This window comes from Gilvimarinus sp. 1_MG-2023, assembly GCF_030548285.1.
In genome coordinates this window covers 1-348 of record NZ_JAUOSC010000436.1, presented here as the reverse complement: position 1 = coordinate 348, position 348 = coordinate 1, and the positions used below count along the sequence as shown (strand labels likewise).

The 348-nt window shown below is 57.5% G+C and carries 1 pseudogene; it reads left to right on the top strand.

Annotated features, from left to right (window positions below):
* Nucleotides 1-46: 46 nt before the first annotated feature.
* A pseudogene (locus tag Q4563_RS17525) lies at nucleotides 47-348 on the top strand (signal recognition particle-docking protein FtsY); the annotation flags it as partial.

Genomic DNA, 348 nt, shown 5'->3' with positions numbered 1-348 from the left:
GGATGAAGCAGCGCCGATAACAAACGATCTTGCCTCAGACTCTGGTTTGGCAGCGGCTGAGGAGCCTGCTGTTCATACTCCTGTTGATGCCCAGGTTGACGGCCTTGTTGACGATGCTCTTGAACCTGAGCCGGTCGTGGAAGCATCCATCGAGCCAGTCGTGGATATAACCCCTGAACCCGACTCCGAACCCATCGCCCCAGCCACACCGGCAGCACCAGAAAAAGTCTCAAAACCCGGCTTTTTCGCCCGCATCAAGGCTGGCCTCAGCCGCACCCGCAGCAGTCTGACCGATGGGCTGGCGAACTTGCTGTTGGGCAAAAAAGCCATTGATGACGACCTGATGGA